This window comes from Thiobaca trueperi (assembly GCF_004342175.1).
GTDB lineage: Bacteria > Pseudomonadota > Gammaproteobacteria > Chromatiales > Chromatiaceae > Thiobaca > Thiobaca trueperi.
On the sequence record NZ_SMAO01000001.1, the window covers coordinates 91,063 to 104,953 of the forward strand.

General features: G+C 62.3%; 16 protein-coding genes. 10 read left to right on the forward strand and 6 right to left on the reverse strand.

Going from position 1 to position 13,891, the window contains the following annotated elements:
• The 5 genes from EDC35_RS00350 to amrS all read right to left on the reverse strand — a co-directional run bounded on the left by EDC35_RS00350 (position 1) and on the right by amrS (position 4,623).
• The gene (locus EDC35_RS00350; RefSeq protein ID WP_132974867.1) at positions 1-2,361 is read right to left on the reverse strand and encodes an SIR2 family protein; all 2,361 of its coding nucleotides are present in this window, start codon (positions 2,359-2,361) and stop codon (positions 1-3) included.
• 94 nt (positions 2,362-2,455) lie between these two features.
• Entirely contained in the window at positions 2,456-2,701 is a 246-nt protein-coding gene (locus EDC35_RS00355; RefSeq protein ID WP_132974868.1) for a BrnA antitoxin family protein, read from the reverse strand.
• Positions 2,702-2,707: 6 nt separating this feature from the next.
• Positions 2,708-2,995, reverse strand: a complete 288-nt coding sequence (locus EDC35_RS00360; protein ID WP_207896033.1) for a BrnT family toxin — start codon at positions 2,993-2,995, stop codon at positions 2,708-2,710.
• A 40-nt stretch (positions 2,996-3,035) separates the two neighbouring features.
• A complete protein-coding gene (gene rimI / locus EDC35_RS00365) occupies positions 3,036-3,509 on the reverse strand; it encodes a ribosomal protein S18-alanine N-acetyltransferase (RefSeq protein ID WP_132974869.1) in 474 nt (157 codons plus the stop codon).
• A gap of 25 nt (positions 3,510-3,534) precedes the next feature.
• Positions 3,535-4,623, reverse strand: a complete 1,089-nt coding sequence (gene amrS, locus EDC35_RS00370; RefSeq protein ID WP_132974870.1) for an AmmeMemoRadiSam system radical SAM enzyme — start codon at positions 4,621-4,623, stop codon at positions 3,535-3,537.
• Positions 4,624-4,778: 155 nt separating this feature from the next.
• On the opposite strand from amrS, the gene hemC reads away from it, so the two are divergent.
• Together hemC and EDC35_RS00380 are read left to right on the forward strand one after the other, a co-directional pair.
• Complete coding sequence (hemC, locus tag EDC35_RS00375) at positions 4,779-5,705, forward strand: hydroxymethylbilane synthase (RefSeq protein WP_132974871.1); 927 nt, start codon at positions 4,779-4,781, stop codon at positions 5,703-5,705.
• Between the two features lie 3 nt (positions 5,706-5,708).
• Positions 5,709-6,473 (forward strand): uroporphyrinogen-III synthase, encoded by a 765-nt coding sequence (locus EDC35_RS00380; RefSeq protein WP_132974872.1) that lies wholly within the window; start codon positions 5,709-5,711, stop codon positions 6,471-6,473.
• A gap of 197 nt (positions 6,474-6,670) precedes the next feature.
• Here EDC35_RS00380 and EDC35_RS00385 read toward each other — a convergent pair whose 3' ends face one another.
• On the reverse strand, positions 6,671-7,324 hold the full coding sequence (locus EDC35_RS00385) for a hypothetical protein (protein ID WP_132974873.1): 654 nt from the start codon (positions 7,322-7,324) through the stop codon (positions 6,671-6,673).
• A gap of 222 nt (positions 7,325-7,546) precedes the next feature.
• Between EDC35_RS00385 and EDC35_RS00390 the strand changes: the two genes are divergently transcribed.
• The 8 genes from EDC35_RS00390 (at position 7,547) to EDC35_RS00425 (ending at position 13,846) form a co-directional block, all read left to right on the forward strand.
• Positions 7,547-8,851, forward strand: coding sequence for a TerD family protein (locus tag EDC35_RS00390; RefSeq protein WP_132974874.1), 1,305 nt, complete (start codon positions 7,547-7,549; stop codon positions 8,849-8,851).
• A 209-nt stretch (positions 8,852-9,060) separates the two neighbouring features.
• On the forward strand, positions 9,061-9,783 hold the full coding sequence (locus EDC35_RS00395) for a hypothetical protein (protein WP_243651348.1): 723 nt from the start codon (positions 9,061-9,063) through the stop codon (positions 9,781-9,783).
• A gap of 28 nt (positions 9,784-9,811) precedes the next feature.
• The gene (locus EDC35_RS00400; protein WP_132974875.1) at positions 9,812-10,429 is read left to right on the forward strand and encodes a hypothetical protein; all 618 of its coding nucleotides are present in this window, start codon (positions 9,812-9,814) and stop codon (positions 10,427-10,429) included.
• A gap of 160 nt (positions 10,430-10,589) precedes the next feature.
• The gene (locus EDC35_RS00405) at positions 10,590-10,988 is read left to right on the forward strand and encodes a hypothetical protein (RefSeq protein ID WP_132974876.1); all 399 of its coding nucleotides are present in this window, start codon (positions 10,590-10,592) and stop codon (positions 10,986-10,988) included.
• Complete coding sequence (locus EDC35_RS00410; protein ID WP_243651349.1) at positions 10,978-11,754, forward strand: MotA/TolQ/ExbB proton channel family protein; 777 nt, start codon at positions 10,978-10,980, stop codon at positions 11,752-11,754. The genes EDC35_RS00405 and EDC35_RS00410 overlap by 11 nt, the downstream gene beginning before the upstream one ends.
• A complete protein-coding gene (locus EDC35_RS00415) occupies positions 11,754-12,242 on the forward strand; it encodes a hypothetical protein (protein ID WP_132974878.1) in 489 nt (162 codons plus the stop codon). Before EDC35_RS00410 ends, EDC35_RS00415 begins: the two co-directional genes overlap by 1 nt.
• Positions 12,232-12,870 carry a hypothetical protein gene (locus EDC35_RS00420; protein WP_132974879.1) on the forward strand — a complete coding sequence of 213 codons (639 nt, stop codon included), beginning with the start codon at positions 12,232-12,234 and terminating at the stop codon, positions 12,868-12,870. The genes EDC35_RS00415 and EDC35_RS00420 overlap by 11 nt, the downstream gene beginning before the upstream one ends.
• Positions 12,854-13,846, forward strand: a complete 993-nt coding sequence (locus EDC35_RS00425; RefSeq protein WP_132974880.1) for a hypothetical protein — start codon at positions 12,854-12,856, stop codon at positions 13,844-13,846. Before EDC35_RS00420 ends, EDC35_RS00425 begins: the two co-directional genes overlap by 17 nt.
• Positions 13,847-13,891 lie beyond the last annotated feature (45 nt).

The window sequence follows — 13,891 nt, forward strand, 5'->3', positions numbered from 1 at the left end:
TCAGTCACCAGATCCTTGTCGCGAGGGTCCTTTCCGTATCACCTCCACTAGCTCTTCGAGCTGGTCTCGAGGTAGTCGTCGACCGAGCGACTCCAACAAGGGGTTGAGTTCTGGCTCCACTTGAGTCTCCCAGAGGAGCACCTCGCGATTACCCAGCAGGAAGCGCAGTCCCAACTCGGGGGAGCAGCCGTCAGACGTACATGCATGAAGCACTAGCCGGCCGAAGAGTATTCCCCAAGGTTGCCTCGCATACTCGACCCAACGCGAGAGCAGTCGTTCACCCGCAGTCGGGTTCTGGGCCACCAAAACAGCCATCGCATCGCGGCAGAGATAGACCAGGTCCACCCATTTGCGACGGCCGAACTCCTCTCGGTCAGCGTTGAACAGGCTCGCCAGGGAGGGTCTGTGCCCGAGGAGAGGTCCTATGTCGCCAATCCAGTCCGCAATCCGCAAGGTCTTTGCCAGGCACTCACCAAGGTCAGCGGCCAGATCCGCGAGCGCCGATTGTTGTTCTGACTGTTGCATCCATTCGATCGCCTCGGCCAGCTGGTAATTATCGCTGTAGTCCGCGAGCTGGATGACTGGCAATGCCACTGGATTGACGCCTGCCTCTTGACCTTCTGCATCGGCGTCGCGCGCTTCTTCGGCTTGCCGGGCTGGCTCACGAATGGAAGGAATCGGCTCGAAGCGATCCAGAAAGCGAGCCCGGCTTTCCGCGTCCAAGCCCCCCTCTGCCGTCAGATGCCGGTGCATCACTGGCTGCGTTTCGTGCAGACGATTGCCTCGTTGATCATGGGCGAAAACGACGATGCGCCAGAAGCGGACCAGATCTTCTGGGAGCTGATCCCTTGCATGCTCGATCTGCCGAACGATCTCGTCTCGCAGCGTATCGCTGATCTTGCCGTTTCGCTCAGCGACGATCAGAGCAAGTTCACGGTCGTACAGGTGAGCCGCGATCCACCTTGCCAGATGCCAACTGATCGGATGCTCCTCGAACCCTCGGGCGGCACGCTCGAACAGATGTGTGAGGCGGATATGGCTTCCCGAGTCATTGCGCCTTGCCGGCGGTGACAGTGGATCTCCTATCCAGTATCCATCGACACAAAAGGATCCGAACGGATTGTGCGGAGGTCTGAGCGGATCGGCCGATCGCGTCGAGTGCACAGGCGTATTCGATCTGTTGTCTGACCAGGCGAGCAGTGCCCGCAGCCAGGAGATGTTGGTGCGCGACTCGGGTGCCGATTGAAGGTCCGAGTTGGCGATCGCCTTCGCCACGGAGCCATCCGGAGCAGTCAGCGCCCAAACGAGGGCTGTGACATTCTGATCCTCGCCGCTCTTCGGTTCATATGGTTTGCTCAGTATTTCTAGCGCTTGGCCGAATCGTGAATCGAAACCACCGCGATGAAGTTCCGCCCACTTGGCGATGGTCTTCCGCAGATCATCATGGTCGTTCGCCGAGTCGTACAGAATCGGCTCGACACGTTTGCTTCGCCATTCACTGGCGGTCGCTTTGCGATTTGCTCCGGCTTCGATGCCGACCAAGGCATAAGGCTGGCGAAAGGGGCGACCCGAGGCGTGGTCCATCGCGATGGCATCGACGAGATAGGTCATGACAGGATCGTTGATGCTGTAGCCGATGAAGAGAACCGTGAACTCACGGAATAATTCGACCACGAAGCGGGCAGCCCAGCCGTCCTGAAGGTAGGCGCGTCCGAAGTCGGCACTGGTGATGACCAGGTCATTCAACCCGCCCGGTTCGGTGGCTTGACCCAGGATCCTGCCGTGCAGGAAGGTCAATGAGCGCCAGCTCTCGGCCCGCGGAGTGGCGATCCGCGGTGCCTCCCAGGTCTGGGACGGTTCAAAAGAAGCTCGGTGCCTGCCACTGGCCTTGGCGGCCTTCGAGGCGAGGTGGAAGCGGTTGTCGAAGTTGGTGGTCACCAGCCGATGTCCGACGCCTTTCAGTGCGGAGAGTTCCAGCAGATCCTGATGGAGCCCGCAGTCCTTCTCCGTCTCTGGTGGGCATTCGAGTAGCCTTTCGCTCAGGTAGCGGCGCATGGCGCCTGGCGACGTCTGAACCTCCAACAGACCCAAGGCGCGATCGAATTTGTCCTGCCAGAACGCAACCTCCCAAGGCTTGTCTGGCAAGCGCGCAAAGGTCTCGCAGAAATCCGCACGTCGCTCGGCGCTTTCCGCTAGTGGCACGTTGCATCGGCGGAACACATCGATGGTCAGTTGGCGGAAATTGGGTAGCTTTGTATAGACCGAGATTCCTGCACCGCAAAAGAAGACCAGGCGCTCCTCTTCGAGCGCCTGGTGAACGTCGTTCGGGAGGTCTACGCCGGTGCTCAGTATGGGCAACATCGCAATATCTTCCGTTCAACCGTCGGTCTTTCCATGCTCAGGGTAAGCGATTGTCGGCTTCCAGGTTTCTATTCCACTGATCGCTACCGGAGCATCAACCTGCCTGTCGCAGCTCTTCGCGAACGACGCGACGTAGCGTGCTTTCCAGGTCGGTGCCCTGCTTGTGCCGGATGTACTCCTGCAGTGCTTCATTGATGAGCGTCTGGTAGTTGCCACCGCCAGCAACCTGATCCCGAAACCACTGGATGATGTCTGGGTCGAGCCGAATCGTGATCCGCTCCTTGCCGGTCTTAATGACCGGCCCACTTTCAGCGTGGGAAAAATCGTATTCACCTCGCATAGATGATCACCTCTGTAAAAATGTTCGACGCTCCGACGGTGTTGCGGCACGTGCGGAAATGATGCGAATGGTAGTGTCGTCAGGTTGGCTGTAGACGACGACCAGCAGACGGCCTGACGTATCTATACCGACGAGGACATACCGATGCTCGGCGTGGTGATCGGGATCGGGAATAACCTTGCTGAAAGAATCATAGAAACACTCCACCGCATCGGCGAAGTCCACGCCGTGCTTGCGACGATTCGCCTGCCGTTTGTTTTCATCCCACTCGAAATCGATGTCATCAAGTGCCATGCCATGAAGTGTATGCACAAAAGACTGACGTTGTCAGCAGTCACACCGAAACCAGTTCCCGCGCCAGCACCGTGGCATCCTCGCGGCCCTTGCCGGCGGGATAATAGTTGCGCCGGGTGCCGATCTCGCAGAAGCCTTCGGCGGCATAGAGTGCGCGGGCGCTGGCATTGGAGGCGCGCACTTCCAGAAAGGCGGTCGTGGCCTGGCGCCTGAGTGCGAGCGACAGCAGATGACGCAGCATCCGCCGGCCCAGCCCCAGCCGCTGACAGCGCGGATGCACGCAGAGATTGAAGATGTGACACTCCCCGACCGCGACCGACATGATGCCGTGCGCGACGATATTCCGGTCGATCTCGCCGACCCAGCAGCAGTACCCGACCCGCAGACAGTCCGCAAAAATGGCCTCGCTCCAGGGATAGGGATAGGCCGCGCGCTCGACCGCCATGACAGCGTCCAGATCCGCCTCACACATGGGTCTGAGCCGCAGGGGCGGATCCTCGGTCAGGGTCGTCATAACAGGTTTGCTCCCGGTCATCGCTTCATCCCATGCCAACACCGGCTATCGCCGTTCCGCACTCGGGGCAGCATCCCTGTCGGATGCGGTTGGAGAGCAGATAGACACCGTAACGCTGGATCAGCCGCTGACCGCAGTGGTGACAGTAGCTGTCTTCGCCGCCTCTGCCCGGCAGATTGCCCTGGTAGACATGGCGCAACCCGGCCTGCCGACCGATGTCAGCCGCCCGTTGCAGGGTGGCCGCAGGCGTGGGCAGGATGTCGCGCATCTCGTAAGCGGCATGAAAGCGCGAGACATGCCAGGGAATGTCCGGCGAGACGGAATGAATGAAGCCCGCGATGTCGGCAAGTTCTTCATCCGAATCATTGACGCCCGGAATCACCAGGGTCGTCACCTCCAGCCAGACGCCAAGCGCATGATAACGCTGGATCGCATCCAGTACGGGTTGCAGTCTGATCCGGCTCAGATGCCGGTAACTCTCGTCACGGAAAAATTTCAGGTCCACATTGGCGGCGTCCAGCACAGTCGCCAGCTCGCGCTGCGGCGCCTCGTTGATATAACCGTTGGTGATGAAGACGTTGGACAGCCCGCTTTTTCTCGCCAGACGGGCGGTTTCACAGGCGAGTTCATAGAAGATGGTCGGCTCGGTGAAGGTGTAGGCGATGGAGCGCGCCCCGCTGTCGTGCGCGGTCTGCACGATCTGCGCGGGTGTCACCCGTTCGCCGGGAACCTGATCCCCCAGACGCGCGAGTCGCGGACAGACGGGCTCTGCGTCGCGCTCTTCGCCATCGGTATCCAGATGCCGGGGAAGGCGTTCCCTCGGCCACTGTGAAATCTCCCAGTTCTGGCAGAAGGTGCAGCGCAGGCTGCAACCCACGGTGGCGATGGAATACGCAGACGAGCCGGGGTGAAAATGGAACAGCGGCTTTTTTTCGATCGGCTCCAGATTGCGGGCGATCACGCGATCCGCCACCAGGGTAAAGAGCGTCCCGCCGCTGTTGTAGCGCACGGCGCAGACCCCGCGACCGCCATTCGCAATGATGCAGTCATGCGGACAGAGCCGGCATTGAACCCGCTTGTGGTCGAGCCGGTCGTAGAAAGCTGCTTCTTTCATCGCGCGCCTCCAGTTGGTTGAAACAGGCTGATGAGATGAGGGCCGTCCTGTGCAGTGACAGCCCGGTATGACACAATCGCGCTTCGCCGCCGCGCCTTGCGCGACTTGCCTTGCGCGACTCAGGGCGTTTTCACTGATTTGTCCCAGGATTCACCATGTCGAACATCATTCGTATCGCCACCCGTAAATCTCCTCTGGCCATGTGGCAGGCCGAGCACGTCACCGCACTGCTCAAGGGTCTCTATCCCGATCTGGTTGTCGAGATCATCGGTATGACCACCAAGGGCGACAAGATTCTCGATGCGCCACTGGCAAAGGTCGGCGGCAAAGGGCTTTTCGTCAAGGAGCTGGAACAGGGCATGCTGGACGGCGAGGCCGACATCGCGGTGCATTCCATGAAGGATGTGCCGGTCGATTTCCCCGAGGGTCTGCATCTGGCGGTCATTATGGACCGCGAGGATCCGCGCGACGCCTTCGTCTCCAATGTCTATCCGAATCTGGATGCACTGCCGCAGGGCGCCTGTGTCGGCACCTCCAGTCTGCGCCGTCAGTGTCAGATCGCCGATCTGCGTCCCGATCTGCGCATCGAGCCGCTGCGCGGCAACGTCAACACCCGTCTGGCCAAGCTGGACGCGGGCGAGTACGACGCCATCATCCTCGCCGCCGCCGGTCTCATGCGGCTGGGTTTCGAGGATCGCATCCGCGCCCGCATCGAGCCCGCCGTCAGTCTGCCGGCCATCGGTCAGGGCGCCATCGGCATCGAGTGCCGCGTCAATGACCCGCGCATCAATGACCTGATCGCGCCGCTGCATCATCGCGAAACCGCCGACCGGGTGCTGGCCGAACGCGCCATGAACGCCCGTCTGCATGGCGGCTGTCAGGTGCCCATCGCCGGTCATGCGGTGCTGGACGGCGACCGTCTCGTCATCAAGGGTCTGGTCGGCAGCCCGGACGGCAAGCTGATCCTGCGCGCCGAGGCCGAAGGTCAGCGCACCGAGGCCGAAGACATCGGCACCCGGGTCGCCGATGCGCTGCTGGCGCAGGGCGCGGGTGAGATCCTGAGCGCGCTCCAGGAGCATTGAGCCATGCCCCCCTGCGATCTCGCCGGTCGCGGCGTGCTCGTGACCCGGCCCGCCGGTCAGGCGGACGAACTCTGCCGCCTGATCGAGGCGGCAGGCGGGCGGGCGGTGCGTCTGCCGACCATCGCCATCGAACCGGCGCTGGAGCCGCAGCCGCTCGCCGCGCGTCTGGCCGAGCCCTGGGATCTGATGTATTTCGTCAGCCGCAACGCGGTGGAACAGGCGCTGGCGCTGATGCCCGATGGGCGCTGGTCGAACGTCGCCCAGGTGGCGGCCGTCGGACGCGGCACCGCACTGGCGCTCGCCGCTGCCGGGCGTGCGCCGGATCTGGTACCGAACGAGCGTTACGAAAGCGAAGCCCTGCTGGCGATGCCTGAACTGGCGGCGATGCAGGACCGGCGGGTGCTGATCGTGCGCGGGGATGGCGGGCGCGCGATCTTCGCCGAGACCCTCGCCGCACGCGGGGCGGAGGTCCGGTTCGCCGAGGTCTATCGGCGGGTCAGACCGGCGTTTGATCCCGCGCCGCTGCTGGCGCGCTGGTCGGAAGCGGTCGCGCTGACGCTGGCGACCAGTGACGAGGTGCTGCTGAATCTGGTCGAGATGCTGGGACCGGACGGTCGCGAGCCACTGCTTGCCACGCCGCTGGTGGTGATCGCCGAACGCACCGAACAGACCGCGCGCGGGCTTGGCTTCGTGACGGTCAAGGTCGCGGCAAAGGCGGAGGACGGGGCGATTGTGCAGGCGCTGTGTGATTTAAATGGACAGGATTAACAGGATTTTCCAGGATTGACAGGACTTTTTACTCTGGTCACGAAGCTCCAGCTTCGTGACCTCAGCGATGAAGCTCTGCTTCACGAGACGGCGACTTTGAGCCTTCGCCTGGATTGATCTGATCGCGACTCCTCAGATTCGTGAAGCGGAGCTTCGTCACCAGGTCCAAACATCGCATCCCGTATATTTTTCGCGGCTTATTCAAACGAACCGGAAGAGGCTTTCTTGGTAACCGCCCCGGCCAGCAGTCCATCCCTGCGCAGTTGCGCGATGACATCGGCGATGACCTGACTGATGGTCTGCTCCGAGTTGGGATCGAGCGGCTGCGAGCGACCGGACCAGACCAGGGTTTCGCGCTGCGCGTCGTAGAGGTTGGTCTCCAGTCGCAGCGATTGATAACCGGTGTAGTAATCGGGTCGGGCGACATCGCTATAAACCTGGTTGTAATAGCGGTCGAAGCGGCGGTAAGTATCAGGAATCGAGGTGGCGCGTGCCGCAGGCTCCGTGCTCTGCGCTGCCTCGGGGATGAGATGGGTGACGATCAGAGCGTCCGCGTCCGCGCCCGACAGGGCGCGTTTGATCTGCGCGGTGCGTCTGAGCGATTTTTCCGACACCAGGGTGTGACTGGGGCGGGCGCTGACCCCGGCGGCGGTCAGGGCCGTCGCAAAGTTGTCTTCGTAGGCGCGTCGCACGGTGGTTTTGGTGGCGATGCCGAACACCACCAGCGTGCGATATTGAGTCGGCTGTGCGCCGGGGTCGGTCCAGACCGAGGTGACGCGCGGCTGGGTTGCGCAGGCTGTTGTCAGCAGGGCGAGCACGCCAACGACTGCGGCGCGAAGGGCGGGAGGCATAGATTCATTCTCCGGGCGAAGGCAGGATGCCGGGGCGGGCGTCAGAGTGTGCCTTGGTGGAGACAGAGCGGCAAGAGGTTAAACCGAAGTTAGCGCGCCCTGGGTGACGGCCCGTCAGTTGCAAGAGGCGGCGGGTTGGTCTAACGTGCGGCGCAAAAATGCAAGCCGAGTCAATCCCGAGCGAGTTGGAGGAAACGCCATGCCGTCAGGGTTGTGGTGGACATGAAGATCCTGCCCAAGGGTGCGAATGCCCCGCTGACGAATGCGGGCGGCGTGCACGTCGAGCTGAACTGGCAGGCGAGTCGTGGCAGTCTGGATGTCGTCTGTTTCGCGGTCGGCGATGATGGGCATGTGCCGGGCGACGACTGGTTTCTGTTTTACAACCAGCTCCAGGCGCCGGATGGCGTCATCCGCCTGTCTGCGCCCGCTGCCGGTCAGTCGCACTGCCTGATTCAACTGGACCGACTCCCGCTCCGCATCCAGAGATGTGTCTTCGCCGCCGCGCTGGAGACCGGTTCGTTCCGACACCTGACCGGCGCGACCCTTACGGCGACGCCGGAGACAGGTGAGGGCGTCAGCTTCACGCTCGCCGATGCCGGCGACGAGCAGGCGCTCATCTTTGCCGAGATCTATCGCCACGGCGCAGGCTGGAAGTTCCGCGCCAACGGCCAGGGTTTTCGTGGCGGACTCCAGCCGCTGGCCGAGCATTTTGGTGTGGCGGTCGCTCAGAACGCTGTCGGCCCGCATTCAGCGCCAGCCGGAACAGGATCGCCGCTGTCAAGCCCTGAACCCGCGCGCGGCTCAACCGAGCCGCTTCCTCCGCCCCAGCCGCTTGAAGCGTCCAATCGTTCGCGCTGGTCCAGACGTTCATGGCTCAGGATTCCGGCGGTGCTGGTTGTCCTGCTGGCTTCTGGCGCTGGCGTCTGGTTTGTTTATCGGGCCGAAAACCATGATCCGATGATCTGGCTCAAAAATGCCGGGTCGTGGTTGTCATCGCACTCATCGACCCCGGCTTCCTCAACAGGGGCGATCCCGCGCAGTGGTCAGAAGGATCCGCCGCCGCTCTATGAGCCTCCGACCTGCACCTGGAGCAATACCGAGGTCTTCGACCGTTATCACGCCCTGGGCGAAAACTACATCAAGATCCTCCAGCGGATCGACCGCAGCAATCAGAACCTGGAGAAGTGGCGGCTGGATCTGCGCAACTCGGATGCGGACTGTCCGACCGCTTTTGTGGACGGCAACCGGCAGGAAATCGAGCAACTGCAAAAACTACCGGTTGCCGAATGGATGACCGAAGCGATCAAGCTCAATAATTGCGCGGGCCTGATCATCAATAAAGTCGAAACGGATCTGAATCAGGAATCCAGGCCAATCATCAGCCAGCGACTGGTGCGCGAGGCCGACCGCGCGCGCAATCTCGAATCGGATCTGACCGATATTTCGCGCGATCTGGCCTATCTGCGCAACAAAAGAGACCGTCTGCTCGAAGGTTTCCAGGAAAATCTGGAAGCCTGTTCGCAGTGAGTCCGCATCCAGGGCATGGAACCGGTTTCAGACGGGACATGTTTCCGATCGTTGTCGTCGTCGTAGTCGTAATCGAAGATTCGCAAGCCGACGACGACGACAACGAACAGCATCGGTGAAGACTGACTCCGGTGAGTCGCTCTAGCCGGCTGGTACGCGATTAAAAAATCCTGTTAATCCTGTCGAGATCCATATTGCATGGGGAGCCGATGAAAGAGACCGAACACCAAACCGATTCTCGTCGCACCGGCTGGCGCACCGCCAGCTTGACCGCGCTCATCGTCTTCCATGCGGTACTGCTCGCCATCCCCGCCTGGGCGCAGGACACCAATTACAGCGCCCGCAATCCCAATCGCACCAACCCGACCGTCATCCTCGAAAACGAGATGTCGAACATCCGCACCTCGAATGCGCAGCTCGGCGCGCGGATCCAGACGGCGATGGAAAAACTCGATGAAGTCGCCCGTCTGACCTCCGAGGACGAAAAGGAGGTGCAGGTCGATAATCTCTTTTTCACCCTGCGCGACGAGGTCTATGGCGTGCTGAACAAGCTGGATCTCAACAGCGATTTCGCCGATGCGCTCAATCGCGCCAAAGAGGGAACCATCGTCCTGAAAAGCTGGTACGAACGCCAGCCGCCCGACTACACCAACCGCGAGCAGAGCATCGCCCAGCTCGAACGCGCCATTCAGGAATACGACATCGTGGACGAGCGTCTCAATCAGAGCCGCACGCTTGCGCAGGAAAAGCTCTCGACCATCATGCGCCAGCATCGCGTGGTTCTTCAGGAAATGAAGATCGGCAAGGTGCTGGAGGCCATCGCCGCCGCGCGTTCAGTGGTCGAAGGACTCAACGACATCACCACGGCCATGACCGTCGTCGAGGAAAAGACTCAGCAGACACTCCAGAGCACGGTGCCCATCTCCAACTGAACGTCACTCAACCCGCCGCGAGGACAACATGAAGACACCCACCATTCTGCTTGCCGGACTCTTCGCGCTCACGACCGCCGGGACATTCGCCCAACCGGGCGGACAGCCTGACATGGCGAATCTGTTTCAGAAGGTCAACGAGGTTGCCCAGCAGCTTCAGGCCAATCTGGGCGATCTGGAAACCAACATCCAGGCCAGCCGCGATTCGATCGAAAAGGGCGGTCAGGTGCTCGACGAGATGCTGGCCTCCGTGACCAAGGTCCACGACAGCATGGCCGAGGACAGCGAGATCTGGAAGGAACTCGATGCGCTGCTGGCGCTCTGGGAACAGCGCCGTCAGGAGACACTGAAAAAGTCCGAGGCCAATCCGGCCTTCCTGCCGGTCGCGCAGTCCTGGCAGACCAAGCTCGATACGGGACGCACCCTGCGCAACCAGATCAGCACCGAGCGCGCCAATTCCGTGGCGCTCATGCGCTCCATCGAGTCTGACCGCGACATCGTGCTGGCCTATTACGAACTGGGACAGGCCGACAAGGCCATCGAAGGGCTGCAAAAGGTCAGCGCCAATCTGAGCAGTCTCAATGCCAATATGCAGGCCATTGTCAAGACCGCGAACGAGGCGCAGCAGACGCCGATTTCGCAGTGAGCGGGTTTTAGGTGGTTTCCGGGAAAGTTTCTACCAGGGCCAAGGCTCCAAATGGACAGGATGAAAAGGATTTCGCAGGATTCACAGGAGAAAAATTCTTAAATCCTGTCCATCCTGAAAAATCCTGTTCATCCTGTCTATTTGAGGTGAGTACGCCGGTATGAACCGTTCAGGAAATCACCTAAACCACGTCCAGTGGCGTCTCATCCCGCTGGCGCTCTGTCTGGCGCTGCCGGGGGGCAATCCCTGCGCCGCCGGGCCGACGGCGCCTGCGGCAAGCGTCACGGCGGATGAACAGGCGATTCTGGCCGCGCGTTTGCAGGAGGTGCGGCAACTCCTGACGACACTCGATGGTCTGGAAACCCATCTCACCAGCGTGGCCCAGCGGGCGCTCGATCAGTCCGACGCCGCGCCGACCCTGGATGAACGTCGCCGTTACGAACAGCTTTACACCGAAACCAGCGCCCGCCTCGGCGAGTTGCGGATCACCCGCCGCAATATGCAGGACCAGCTCGACCGGCTGGACGCACAACTGGATGCAGCCAGTAGTGAACGATAAGCCCCCGCCATTCGACATCGATCGCGTCGGTGGTCTCTTCTCGGAGCGGCAGATCGTCCTGCCGCTGGCGGTGGCCTCTCTCATCACCCTGGCCCTGTCGTTGACCTTTCTCCATGTTCAGACGCTGGTGACGCTGCCGGCTGGACTGAGCCGTTATCTCGACAACGGCTACTGCCAGTCCATGATCGCGCTCTTCGTCGCGATCCTGCTCTATGCCATGCTCCAGTATCTGGGCCTGCATGCCGAACGACTGCATCTGCAACAGCGGTTCGGCACTGATGAGGCGCGTCAGGGCTCGCGTCTCCAGGACTGGCTGGCTTATCTCTCCGGTCGGAGCATGCGGGACGAGGAGACGGTTGCCGCCGCGCTGCAACGCTGGTCCGGTCAGGCGCGCGACCGCGAAGACTGGACCCTGGTGAGCGATTATCTCCTGATGCTGCGGAGCCAGCAGCATCAGCACAACTTCGCCCCCATCGGCTTTGCCATCTGGGTGCTGCCATTGCTGGGCTTCATCGGTACCGTCATCGGTATCACCCAGGCCGTCAGCGGGCTCGAAGCCTCGATCATCCCGTCCGACGGCGGTGCCAGCGGTCTCGGCGGCGTGCTGGGTGGACTCGCGTTCGCCTTCGATACGACGTTCGTCGGTCTGGTGCTGGTGATTCCAACCATGCTGCTGCTGCTGATTCTGCGCGCCAGGGCGCAGAAACTGGACATGGTCTATTACCGGATCCTGCTCGACCGCCTGTTTCACGACCGGCCAGACTGATGCGCCGCCGACCTCCCGAGACGCTGCTTGTGGATATCAATCTGCTGCCTTTTCTCGATCTGGTCTTTGCCTTCATCGGGATCCTGATCGTCATCTTCGCCTTGCAGCAGATCGCCCAGCACGCCACGGGACGCCCCTTGAGCATCGACGATCTGGTGGTCTGTGTCGCCGATGGCGAGGTGACGCTCCATGCCGGCGCGACCGCCGCGCCGGTGCCTTATCGCGAGGAGCAGTTTGCCGCGCTGTTCGCGAGTCTGGCGGGGCAGGGCGGCGAGGTGCGCAATCTGGCGTTCGCCTTCACTGACGCCTGCTTCGATACCCGTCGCGCCTTCGAGGAGTCATTCGCCCGTTTCACCAGTCTGCTGCATGAGCGGACGGGGCCGCGCCGGGTCTTCCGGCTGGTCTTTCGACCCCTTTCCGCCTCGCCCGAGGCCGTGTCGCGACTGCTGACCGACTGGCGGGAAACGGAGACCGCGCATGGACCTTGAGGATTCTGGACAGAGCGCCTTTCTGGACATTGCCACCAATCTGCTGGCGATCATCCTGATCGTGACGCTGTTTTCACTGGTGTCGATACGGCACGCCACCCAGACCGCCGCGCATCCGGCCGCGCGCCCGGTATCCAGCCCGCGTTTCGTCGAGCCGCGACGCGAGCTCTTTCCGCCCTTTTCGCGCTTTTTCTTCGTGATTTCCGGGCGGGTGGTACGCTGGGATCAGGAGTCGGTCGTCGCGGCGCTGATCGCCGCGCCTGACGCCCTGTCCGGCACCACGGCGCAGGGGCGCTTCGAATGGCTCCCCGAACCGCTGGTGACACGCGACATCGATACCTTCCAGATCCGTTTCTTTCTGGATACGCCGGCCATCCTGGCGCAGGAACCGCCGTGGTCGGAGGATGCGACCGAACGTCTCGTCAGCGAGTTGGCGGCGGCTGACGCCAGCTCACGCATCGCGCCGGTCTTCATCGTCCATCCCGCCGGCATGGAGACCTTCGTTCCGCTCCATGAGCGGCTCCAGGCGGCTGGTCTGCGCTTTCGCTGGTTTGCTCAGAAGCCTGACGAACCGCTCCGGCTGGGCCGGCATCCGGAACAGTTCACCGCTCATGCCATCTACTGGTAAATCCGCCGCCGTGTCGGAGGGAACGGGCTTCGGTCCCCGTCGCGTCCTCTTCGCGGTCATCGCGCTCCTGCTGCTGATGCTCCTTCCGGTCAGTCTCCAGGGGTTGATCCGCGCGTCTCAGTCGGACGCCGCTGCTGGCGAGGATCGCGAGGCGCTGGCCTTCGCTCAGTGGCAGGCGCTCTGGTCGGATCTGGCGGCGCGCGGCGAAATCGCCCTGCAACCCGTACAGACCGATTCCTCGCTGCGCGCGGCGGGGGACACGGCCTTCATGCGCTATCGCAACCTCTGGGGCGCGGTGGACGAGCCGACGCGCCGCACCTTCCAGATGGCGGCCCTGAGCGGCGACCCGCAGCGCAAACTCGATCTGCTGCAACCGCTTGCCAGGGCCGCCGATGCCCGGATCCGTTTTCGCGCCCTGCTGGAGATGGCGCGGGTGCAACGGCGGCTGCGTGCGCCCGAAGCGGCGCGGGAGGCGGCGCTGACGGCCCTGATGATTGCCGGAGTACCCGAGCGCATCCGCGCCGACGCCCATTTTCTGCTGGCCGACATCGCCTGGGAGAGCGGCTCGCTCGACGCGGCCGAGTCCGCGCTGACGCTTGCCATTGCCGCCGATCCCGGTTTCTGGGACGCCCGCCAGATGCGTCTGCTGGTGCTGGGACGCCAGCTCGGCCAACCCCGGCAGCACACGGCCGACTGTCTCGACCGCACCCGTCAGATGATCCTCGATCTGGGCGCCATGCCGGCGCTGGCGCAGGATCGGACCCAGTTCCGCGATATCGCGGATCGTTTCGCCGCCGAGGGGTCGTCCGTCAATCCGGCCTTCGCCCTGATCGCCGGGCTTGGTTATCGCTGGTCGGGTGATCTCGCACGGTCGCGCGCTGTGCTCTCCAGCGCGGCAGTCGGGCGCGGACGTCTGCCCGCCGCGTGCGAGACGGCGATTCTGGACAAAGCAAGCGAGTGGATCCTTGCCATTTAAACCACGTCTAAATTGTGTTTCAGACAGATTCTTCAATGAAAAAGG